The organism is Haladaptatus halobius (assembly GCF_020618475.1).
Lineage (GTDB): Archaea > Halobacteriota > Halobacteria > Halobacteriales > Haladaptataceae > Haladaptatus > Haladaptatus halobius.
On the sequence record NZ_CP085335.1, the window covers coordinates 858,344 to 867,275 of the forward strand.

General features: G+C 63.3%; 14 protein-coding genes and 1 tRNA gene. 11 read left to right on the plus strand and 4 right to left on the minus strand.

The window, feature by feature from the left end:
• Window position 1 precedes the first annotated feature (1 nt).
• The 9 genes from LIW51_RS04875 (at window position 2) to rpsB (ending at window position 4,602) form a co-directional block, all read left to right on the plus strand.
• Window positions 2–748: a DNA-directed RNA polymerase subunit D gene (locus tag LIW51_RS04875; RefSeq protein ID WP_227376097.1), complete on the plus strand. Its 747-nt coding sequence runs from the start codon at window positions 2–4 to the stop codon at window positions 746–748.
• Between the two features lie 195 nt (window positions 749–943).
• Window positions 944–1,028: transfer RNA gene (locus LIW51_RS04880), tRNA-Leu, on the plus strand.
• Between the two features lie 30 nt (window positions 1,029–1,058).
• A complete protein-coding gene (locus tag LIW51_RS04885) occupies window positions 1,059–1,412 on the plus strand; it encodes a 50S ribosomal protein L18e (protein ID WP_227376098.1) in 354 nt (117 codons plus the stop codon).
• The gene (locus LIW51_RS04890; protein WP_227376099.1) at window positions 1,409–1,846 is read left to right on the plus strand and encodes a 50S ribosomal protein L13; all 438 of its coding nucleotides are present in this window, start codon (window positions 1,409–1,411) and stop codon (window positions 1,844–1,846) included. Before LIW51_RS04885 ends, LIW51_RS04890 begins: the two co-directional genes overlap by 4 nt.
• Complete coding sequence (locus LIW51_RS04895) at window positions 1,840–2,235, plus strand: 30S ribosomal protein S9 (RefSeq protein ID WP_227376100.1); 396 nt, start codon at window positions 1,840–1,842, stop codon at window positions 2,233–2,235. The genes LIW51_RS04890 and LIW51_RS04895 overlap by 7 nt, the downstream gene beginning before the upstream one ends.
• A gap of 12 nt (window positions 2,236–2,247) precedes the next feature.
• The gene (locus tag LIW51_RS04900) at window positions 2,248–2,448 is read left to right on the plus strand and encodes a DNA-directed RNA polymerase subunit N (RefSeq protein ID WP_227376101.1); all 201 of its coding nucleotides are present in this window, start codon (window positions 2,248–2,250) and stop codon (window positions 2,446–2,448) included.
• Window positions 2,448–2,630 carry a DNA-directed RNA polymerase subunit K gene (locus LIW51_RS04905; RefSeq protein WP_368411755.1) on the plus strand — a complete coding sequence of 61 codons (183 nt, stop codon included), beginning with the start codon at window positions 2,448–2,450 and terminating at the stop codon, window positions 2,628–2,630. Before LIW51_RS04900 ends, LIW51_RS04905 begins: the two co-directional genes overlap by 1 nt.
• Complete coding sequence (gene eno / locus LIW51_RS04910) at window positions 2,627–3,832, plus strand: phosphopyruvate hydratase (protein ID WP_227376103.1); 1,206 nt, start codon at window positions 2,627–2,629, stop codon at window positions 3,830–3,832. The genes LIW51_RS04905 and eno overlap by 4 nt, the downstream gene beginning before the upstream one ends.
• Window positions 3,829–4,602 (plus strand): 30S ribosomal protein S2, encoded by a 774-nt coding sequence (rpsB, locus tag LIW51_RS04915; RefSeq protein WP_227376104.1) that lies wholly within the window; start codon window positions 3,829–3,831, stop codon window positions 4,600–4,602. Before eno ends, rpsB begins: the two co-directional genes overlap by 4 nt.
• 90 nt (window positions 4,603–4,692) lie before the next feature.
• On the opposite strand, the gene LIW51_RS04920 is transcribed toward rpsB, so the two are convergent.
• Window positions 4,693–5,508 carry an MBL fold metallo-hydrolase gene (locus LIW51_RS04920; protein WP_227376105.1) on the minus strand — a complete coding sequence of 272 codons (816 nt, stop codon included), beginning with the start codon at window positions 5,506–5,508 and terminating at the stop codon, window positions 4,693–4,695.
• Between the two features lie 252 nt (window positions 5,509–5,760).
• On the opposite strand from LIW51_RS04920, the gene mvk reads away from it, so the two are divergent.
• Together mvk and LIW51_RS04930 are read left to right on the plus strand one after the other, a co-directional pair.
• The gene (gene mvk, locus LIW51_RS04925) at window positions 5,761–6,744 is read left to right on the plus strand and encodes a mevalonate kinase (RefSeq protein ID WP_227376106.1); all 984 of its coding nucleotides are present in this window, start codon (window positions 5,761–5,763) and stop codon (window positions 6,742–6,744) included.
• Window positions 6,741–7,481, plus strand: coding sequence for an isopentenyl phosphate kinase (locus LIW51_RS04930; protein ID WP_227376107.1), 741 nt, complete (start codon window positions 6,741–6,743; stop codon window positions 7,479–7,481). The genes mvk and LIW51_RS04930 overlap by 4 nt, the downstream gene beginning before the upstream one ends.
• 49 nt (window positions 7,482–7,530) lie before the next feature.
• Here the strand turns inward: LIW51_RS04930 and LIW51_RS04935 are convergent, their stop codons facing one another.
• The 3 genes from LIW51_RS04935 to LIW51_RS04945 are packed head-to-tail and all read right to left on the minus strand — an operon-like array spanning window position 7,531 to window position 8,929.
• On the minus strand, window positions 7,531–7,785 hold the full coding sequence (locus LIW51_RS04935) for a DUF7314 family protein (RefSeq protein ID WP_227376108.1): 255 nt from the start codon (window positions 7,783–7,785) through the stop codon (window positions 7,531–7,533).
• The gene (locus LIW51_RS04940) at window positions 7,778–8,155 is read right to left on the minus strand and encodes a DUF7315 family membrane protein (RefSeq protein ID WP_227376109.1); all 378 of its coding nucleotides are present in this window, start codon (window positions 8,153–8,155) and stop codon (window positions 7,778–7,780) included. Before LIW51_RS04940 ends, LIW51_RS04935 begins: the two co-directional genes overlap by 8 nt.
• 15 nt (window positions 8,156–8,170) lie before the next feature.
• Window positions 8,171–8,929 carry a cytochrome b family protein gene (locus LIW51_RS04945; RefSeq protein ID WP_227376110.1) on the minus strand — a complete coding sequence of 253 codons (759 nt, stop codon included), beginning with the start codon at window positions 8,927–8,929 and terminating at the stop codon, window positions 8,171–8,173.
• Window positions 8,930–8,932 lie beyond the last annotated feature (3 nt).

An 8,932-nucleotide genomic window follows, 5' to 3' on the forward strand; every position in this document is an offset into this window, starting at 1 on the left:
CATGACCGAAGACTTCGACGTAGAGTTCATCGACCGCGACGAACGCGAGGCTCGGTTCCTCGTCCGCAACGTCACCCCGGCGTTCGCCAACGGGATTCGCCGGGCCATGATAGCGGACGTGCCGACGCTGTCCATCGACACGCTCCGAGTCATCGAGAACTCCTCGGTGATGTTCGACGAGCAAATCGCGCTACGGCTCGGTCTCGTCCCCTTGACGACGCCCCCCGGCGAGTTCGAGGAAGGCGACACCGTGACGCTCAGTCTCGACGTGTCGGGACCGGGCACCGCGTTCTCGGGCGACCTCATCAGCTCCGACGAGATGGTGCAGCCAGCCGACGACAACGTCCCGATAATCGACCTGAAAGACGGTCAACGACTCGAACTGGAGGCCGACGCGGTGCTCGGTTTGGGCAAGGAGCACGCCAAGCATCAAGGTGGCGTCGCGGTCGGCTACCGTCACCTACAGCGCGTCGAAGTCGTCGGCGACCGGGACGAGTTCGGAGAGGAAGAACCGCAGATTCTCCGTGGCGTCATCGAGGACGACGGCGAACTCGTTCCGACGGAGGCGTTCGACCACGACCTCACCAACCGGTTCCCCGGAAAGGAGGTCGCGGTTCACGACGTACCGAACGCCTTCGTGTTCCACGTCGAGAGCGACGGGTCGTTCACCATCGAAGAGCTGGTGACGCAGGCGGTCGATTCGCTGTCGGCGCGCGCGGACGAACTCGAACAGGCAATTCAACTATAACCATGATAGGACCTTCGAACCTCCCTGACGCGTCCGCCGATTCGACGCGGAGTACCGACTCCCGAAACCGGCGGGCTCGCGGGCGGTGCCCGCTCGCGGTATCCGAGGCGCTCCGCGCCTCGGCAACCGAAACAGGTTTGAAGGGCCACAGTCAACACTGTGTTGCCCGCGAGGGTATGCACGTGTTCTCAGCGTGCAGGGATAGCCAAGTCTGGCCAACGGCGCAGCGTTCAGGGCGCTGTCTCGTAGGAGTCCGCAGGTTCAAATCCTGCTCCCTGCACTTCAGTTCTCAGTACTTGGAGGAAGCAGCATGAGTAAAACTAATCCGAGGCTCAGTAGTCTCATCGCCGAACTCAAGTCGGTGTCCCGCGATTCGGACGCCGACGTGTGGAGCGACGTTGCGACACGTCTCGAGAAACCACGGAGCACGCACGCAGAGGTCAACCTGGGCCGCATCGAGCGGTACGCACAGGAAGACGAGACCGTCGTCGTGCCCGGCAAGGTTCTCGGGAGCGGTGTCTTGCAGAAGAACATCACCGTTGCAGCAGTCGATTTCTCCTCGACTGCACAGACGAAGATCGAGCAGGCGAACGGCGAACCGATTCGACTCGAACAGGCAATCGAACAGAACCCCAACGGCTCGAACGTCCGGGTGATTCGATGAGTATCGCGGAGTTCGACGCTGACGTTATCGTCGACGCCCGAGACTGTATTCTCGGTCGCGTGGCGAGTCAGGTCGCACAACGGGCGATGGACGGCGAACGAATCGCCGTCATCAACGCCGAACAAGCTATCATCACCGGGAGCGAAGAGGACGTCAAGGAGAAGTTCGAGACGCGCTTCAACTTAAGCTCCGACCAGGGTCCGTACTATCCGAAACGTCCGGACATGATCGCCAAACGTTCCATCCGCGGCATGCTTCCGTACAAGAAACCGCGGGGCCGCGAAGCCTTCGAGAACGTGCGCGTCTACGTCGGCAACCCCTACGACGAGGACGGCGAAATCCTCGACGATACGTCGCTAGACCGACTCTCGAACATCCGCTTCGTCCAGTTGGGCGAAGTCAGTCAACACCTAGGTGCTAACGTCACATGGTAACGAACACGAGCGGCAAGAAGAAGACAGCCATCGCCCGCGCCACGGTCAAGGAAGGCGAAGGTCGCGTACGAATCAACTCGAAACCGGTCGAACTGGTGGATCCGGAGATGGCCCGCCTCAAAATGCTCGAACCGTTCCGCATCGCGGAGGATGAGCGCGAAGGCGTGGACGTTGAGGTCACCGTTTCGGGCGGCGGAATCACCGGACAGGCGGATGCAGTCCGCACCGCGATCGCCCGCGGACTCGTCCAGTACATGGGTGACGCCGAACTCCGCGATGCGTTCATGGAGTTCGACCGCTCACTGCTGGTCAACGACGTTCGCCAGTCCGAACCCAAGAAGTGGGGCGGCCCCGGTGCCCGCGCCCGCTACCAGAAGTCCTACCGCTGAGGTGGTACAACCATGATGATCCCAGTTCGGTGTTTCACGTGCGGTAACGTCGTCGGCGAACACTGGCAAGAGTACAAGGCTCGCGCCGAGACCCAGATGGGCGAGGAAGATCCGGCGAAGGTTCTCGACGACCTCGGCGTCGAGCGTCACTGCTGTCGGCGGATGCTCGTCTCACACAAAGACCTCGTGGACATCGTCGCTCCTTACCAGTGATGGCTCAACAACACTACTCCCGATACGAGAAAGCTCGAATCCTCGGCGCGCGCGCACTGCAAGTGTCTTACGGCGCTCCGGTGCTCATCGACACCCAGGAGTCACAGCCGATCCTCATCGCGGCAGAGGAGTACGACGCGGGCGTGCTCCCGTTCACCGTCCGTCGTGGAGAGGAGCGATGACGCGCATCGAACGCGTTCGACTCCGGCAGGTGCTCGATTCGCGCGGCAACGCAACCGTCGAGGCGGACGTGCTGACCGAGAGCGGTGGATTCGGTCGCGCCGCCGCGCCGAGCGGGGCGAGTACGGGCGAGTACGAAGCGATAGAACTCGAACCCGGTGAGGCGATCGCCTCGGCCCGCGAACACGCGGTGCCGCGTCTCGAAGGGACGGTGTACGTCGGCGACCAGCGCGACGTCGACCGAACGCTTCGCGTCGCGGACGGAACCGACGACTTCTCGGAGATCGGCGCGAACAGCGCCGTCGCCATCAGCATGGCCGCCGCGAAGGCCGCGGCGGACGTGCTCGGTGCGCCGCTCTACCAGCACCTCGGCGGTGCGTTCCGCGGCAAGAACTTCCCGATTCCGCTCGGCAACGCCATCGGCGGCGGCGAACACGCCGCCGACGCGACGGCGATTCAGGAGTTCCTCGCGGCCCCGGTCGGCGCACCGAGCGTTCAGGACGCGGTGTTCGCTAACGCCGCAGTCCACCGAGAAGTCGCTGACATCTTGGACGACCGTGGCATCTCCGCCGCGAAAGGTGACGAAGGCGCGTGGGCGCCGTCCATCGACGACGACGAAGCGTTCGAGGTGATGGAGGAGGCCGTCTCGACCGTCGCCGACGAGTTCGGATTCGACGTGCTGTTCGGACTCGACGTGGCCGGTGCCGAACTGTACGAGGACGGCGAGTACCACTACCGCGACCGGACGCGCTCGACGGACGAGCAGATAGAGTACGTCGCGGAACTCGTCGACGAGTACGACCTCGTCTACGTCGAAGACCCGCTGGACGAGAACGATTACGACGGATTCGCGGAACTCACCGACCGAGTGGGCGAGCGGACACTCATCTGCGGTGACGACCTGTTCGTCACGAACGTTGAGCGACTATCGGAGGGTATCGAGCGAGGTGCCGGAAACAGCATCCTCATCAAGCCGAATCAGATCGGAACGCTCTCCGACGCCTTCGACGCGGTCGAACTTGCGGTCGAGAACGGGTACGACCCGGTCATCTCGCACCGGAGCGGAGAGACCGAAGACACGACCATCGCACACCTCGCCGTGGCGACCGACGCGCCGTTCATCAAGACGGGCGCGGTCGGCGGCGAGCGAACCGCCAAACTCAACGAACTCATCAGAATCGAGCAGAACGTGACACGACTATGAGCGAAAACGAATCTGAACAGGTAGAAGACGAAGCGGACGGTTTCGACGCCGCGGAAGAGGAAGTCGACGCGGAAGCCACCGGACAGGCCGGTGCGGAACCCGACGTCGACCCCGACGAAGATGTCGCCGCACAAGCGGACGAGACCGAAGAAGAACCACGATTCGACGAGGACGTGCTCGGCGACGAGGAGGCGGATCTCCTCATCCCCGTCGAGGACTACCTCGGCGCCGGTGTCCACATCGGTACGCAACAGAAGACCCAGGACATGGAGCGGTTTATCCACCGCGTCCGAACCGACGGACTGTACGTCCTGGACGTGAGCAAGACCGACCAGCGAATCCGCACGGCGGCAGACTTCCTCGCCAACTACAACCCCGAGCAGATACTGGTCACGTCCTCGCGCCAGTACGGTCGCTTCCCGGCGGAGAAGTTCGCCGATGCCGTGGGCGCGCGCGCTCGCACCGGCCGGTTCATCCCCGGCACGCTGACGAACCCGAAGTACGACGGCTACATCGAACCCGACGTGGTCGTCGTTACCGACCCCATCGGCGACGCGCAGGCGGTCAAGGAGGCCATCACGGTTGGCATCCCCGTCATCGCCATGTGCGACTCGAACAACAACACGAGCAACGTTGACCTCGTCGTCCCGACGAACAACAAGGGTCGCAAGGCGCTGTCGGTCGTCTACTGGCTGCTGGCCAACGAGACGCTCGACCGCCGCGGTGCCGAACCCGCTTACTCGCTCGACGACTTCGAGAGCGAGATTTAATCGCCGAATTTTCGAAACCGGATTTGCGTTGTTTTACGGATTAGCTGAGGAATTACGGTGTTGAGCGCCTTCTACCATCAACTCGACAGCTCAAAGCTGATACTCCGCGAAGTCGCGCCCAAGTTCGTATTCCGTATCGGCCGCGGCCGATCGCAGCTCCGCTGTCGACATCCGTTGGAAGTGTTCGTTGCAGTTCACCAGCACCGTCCGGTCGGCGCTCGCCGACTCCAGCGCAGATCGCAACTCCGCCTCCGAACCGTGCCCCTCGGCGCGAAACAGCGCCACACCCTCTGCGAACAGAAGGTCTGCGTTCTCGTACTCCCGCCCCGCTTCGCGGTCGGGGAGGAACCCCCGTACGTCGGGCGCGTAAACGACCTTGGCGTCGTCGTGGTAGACGGCGAACCCGAGCGTGTCGAACATCGGTCGCCCGTGATCGACCGGAAACGGTACGACTCGCATGTCGCCCACTCGAACCGCATCGCCGTGCGCGAGCAGGTTCAGGTCGAGGTGCTTTGCGACGTGGGCATTCGAGTAATTGAGGTGAAGACACGCCGTCGGAGTGAGAAAGACTTCGAAGCTCGCTTTGCGAGGGCGCTCGTCCGAAGCGACCGCTCCGGGGTTGAGCATGTGTTCGTCGAACGCCATAGCAGCGTGGTTGAGTTCGTGAAGGCCGCCAGCGTGATCGAAGTGATGGTGGGTGACGAAGAACGCGTTCACGTCCGGCATTTCAATCGCGTGGAGCTGTTCTTTCACATCGGGAGACACGTCGAGGACGACTGTCGCACCCGCCATTTCGACCAGTAGACCCGGCCGTCGTCGTCTTTCACTCGTCCGACAGTACTCGCAGTCGCACAGCGGGGCCGGGACGCCGAGGGCGTCGCCGGATCCGAGCAGCGTGACGTCCATGCGAAGAGGTTGACACGATGCGCGAAGACGGTGTCGGTCGTGCAGGCGACCAGTCGTACCGGATCAGTGCGACCGTGATATTTCGAATCCGCCCGAACCCACCGAATTTTGCGAGGAACGTACGTGACGAGTAAATTCCTCCGCGAGGGGGATTCGGAATAGACCGAGCACAGCGAAACCAGCATGTCCGGGTGCAGATCGATTTCGCTTCATTCGAAAAAAGTGATACCCCCGGCTCACCGAGAGTACGGCATGATAGTTTCGAGCGCCCCGGGGAAGGTGTATCTATTCGGGGAACACGCCGTCGTTTACGGCGAACCCGCAGTGCCCTGCGCCATCGAACGTCGGGCGACGGTCACGGTCGAATCTCGCGATGACGACCGCCTCCGCGTCAATGCGAAGGATCTCAGCCTCAACGGGTTCACGGTCGAGTACAGCGGTGGAACCGATGAGACACCCGACGTGAACGTCTCCGAATCGCTCGTCCGTGCCGGAGTGGGGTACATCGACGCCTCGATCGAACAGGCCCGCGACGCGACCGACACGCCGGACGCCGGTTTCGACATCACCGTCGAGAGCGACATCCCGTTGGGTGCCGGACTCGGCTCCTCGGCGGCGGTGACGGTGGCGACCATCGACGCCGCGAGCCGCGAATTGGGCGTCGAACTCCCGACCGATGAGATCGCAGACAGGGCGTACCGTGCGGAACTCGCGGTACAAGACGGGGAAGCTTCGCGCGCGGACACCTTCTGCTCGGCGACCGGCGGGGCGGTCCGGGTGGAGGGTGACGACTGTCGAGCTATCGAGGCTCCCGACCTCCCTATCGTCGTCGGCTTCGACGGCGGCGCAGGCGATACGGGAAAACTCGTGGCGGGCGTTCGCGCGCTCCGCGAGAAGTACGAGTTCGCCACCGACACAGTCGAGAGCGTCGGCGACATCGTCCGACGAGGTGAACGGGTGTTGGCCGAAGGAGACGTTGACGAACTCGGACGACTGATGGACTTCAATCACGGCTTACTGGAGGCGCTCGGCGTCTCCTCGCGCTCGCTAGACAACATGGTTTGGGCGGCCCGCGACGCGGGCGCGCTCGGCGCGAAACTGACCGGTGCGGGCGGCGGCGGCTGCATCGTCGCTCTCGACCCGACGGACGAGACGAAGACCGCACTCCGGTTCACGCCGGGCTGCGAGGACGCCTTTCGCGCGGAACTCGACACCGAAGGGGTGCGCGTAGAATGAGTCTCACTGTGCTCAAACTCGGCGGGAGCGTCATCACGGACAAAGACCGCGCCGACACCCTGGACGGCGCGACCCTTGATCGCGTCGCCGACGCGGTGAGCGAGGCCGACGCGGAGAACCTCGTGCTCGTCCACGGCGGCGGGAGTTTCGGTCACCACCACGCGAGCCGACACGACGTCTCGACGACGGTGGGGAGTCACGACGCGGGTGCCACGATGGATATCCACGGCGCGATGAAGACGCTGAACGAGTTCGTCCTCGCGCGCCTCCATGAACGCGACGTCCCCGCCGTCCCGGTGCATCCGTTCTCCGCCGCAGCACGCGATTCGAACGCGAATCTCGAACTCCCGACGAAACAGGTCGAAACGATGCTCGGCGAATGGTTTGTCCCCGTTCTGCACGGCGACGTCGTGGCCCACGCCGGAGCGGGTATCACGGTCGTCAGCGGAGACGAACTCGTCGTCTCGGTCGCCAACCAGCTCGACGCCGACCGAGTCGGCTTCTGTTCGACGGTGCCCGGCGTCTTGGACGAGGACGACTCGGTGATCCCCGAAATCACCGCCTACGAACAGGTCGCGGACGTGCTCGGCGAGAGCGAATCGACGGACGTGACCGGCGGTATGGCGGAGAAGGTTCGTGCGCTTCTCGAACTCGGCGCTCCAGCCTCCATCTTCGGCCCGGACGACGTTGCCGCGTTTCTCGCCGACGAGACGCCGGGGACGCGCATCGACGGCTAGTTGGAGTTACGGTTAGTGGACATTCGAGTACCGCGGAGAAAAAGCCGTGTTACGTCCGCGCTCGCCGGAACTTCCGCATGGCGGGGACGAGAACCCAGAAAAACACCATGGCGGAGATGGCGAACCAGAAGAACGCTTCGCGCAGGAGGATGGCGAGACTGCCGTACATATCCAGGTTTCCCGGAACCTCGCCGACGAGTTGGGTGTCCTCGAAGCCGGGGGTCGTGTACCACCCCGACAGAACCATCCAGGCGAGACCTGCGGCCGTGGCGATACCGAGTCCCTTTACGAATTCGTCAGCCATTGTTCGATGGTTCGTCGGAGCCGTCTTTAGACTTTCCCATTCCCTCGGCGCGAAATCGCGTGGAGAAGGCGTACACCGCGGCTCCGGCCGCGATGAGCGCGAGCCCGAAGATGGCGAGCGGGAAATCGACTTTCGGAAGCGGGACGGTCGCTCGCTCGGTCGCCACGTCCAGCGCGATGAACCCGCCGACGACCGTAACGACGGCGAAAAGCGTCGAAAAGACCGTCACCGCCTTGTACACGCGAAGCGGGACGACCACGTCGCGGGAACGGAGCCCGGATGAATCGGCGCTGTCGTCGCTCTTCTCGTCACTCGCGTCGTCGTCGAACACCGAATAACTAGTCTCGAACTCGTCGTCACGACCGGACATGAGAAAAGAACTCGCTCACTTCGGCGGTCGCAGGCGGTAGTACCGTCGGTTCAGGCTGAACATGTAGCCTTCCCGCATTGACTTCAACACCGCGTACGCCATCGTTCCCGCCACGATGGGAATGAGAAACGTCAGGTCGAACGCGAGGTGTGCGTTGATGGGGAGCAGGTTTTTGATGGACAGCGCGCTGATGGTGATCGCGAACGTGACGCCGAAGACGCCGACCGCCGCCCAGAACGGTTGCTCGACCGGGCGTCGGGCGCTCCCTTTGTTCAGGAACGGGACGATAGCGATTATACCGACGACGATGACGTTCGCCACGACGCCGTAGGTTCGATCCGCCATCAGCTTGTCACCGCCGAGGATGGCGAGTTCGGGGTTGAGCGGCCCCAGCTTCAGCAGGCCGAACGACCAGTAGAGATACCAGTCGGGTAGGATGATCGCCGGGGTCGAACTCGGGTCGGCGGGCGGGCCGAGGTGCGGCGGGAGCGTCGCCGAGAGAAACAGGATCATCCCGACGAAGAAGCTCGTGATCGAGAGATTACGGATCATCTCGTGGGGCCACGTCGGGAACGCCAGCACGTCGCGCTCGACGTAGCTGGACTCCTGTCGGAGGTCTTGGTCTTCGCGGCGGGCGCGCTCGAAGTACTCGTAGGTCAGCCGAGAGAGACCTTGCGTACGCTGTTTGCGCTCCAGCCACGAGGGGGTCTCGTCGTCCGGCGGGACGATGCCGGTGCCGCTTCCGTCGGTTTTTGGTTCGTTTTCGTCGGTCATTGG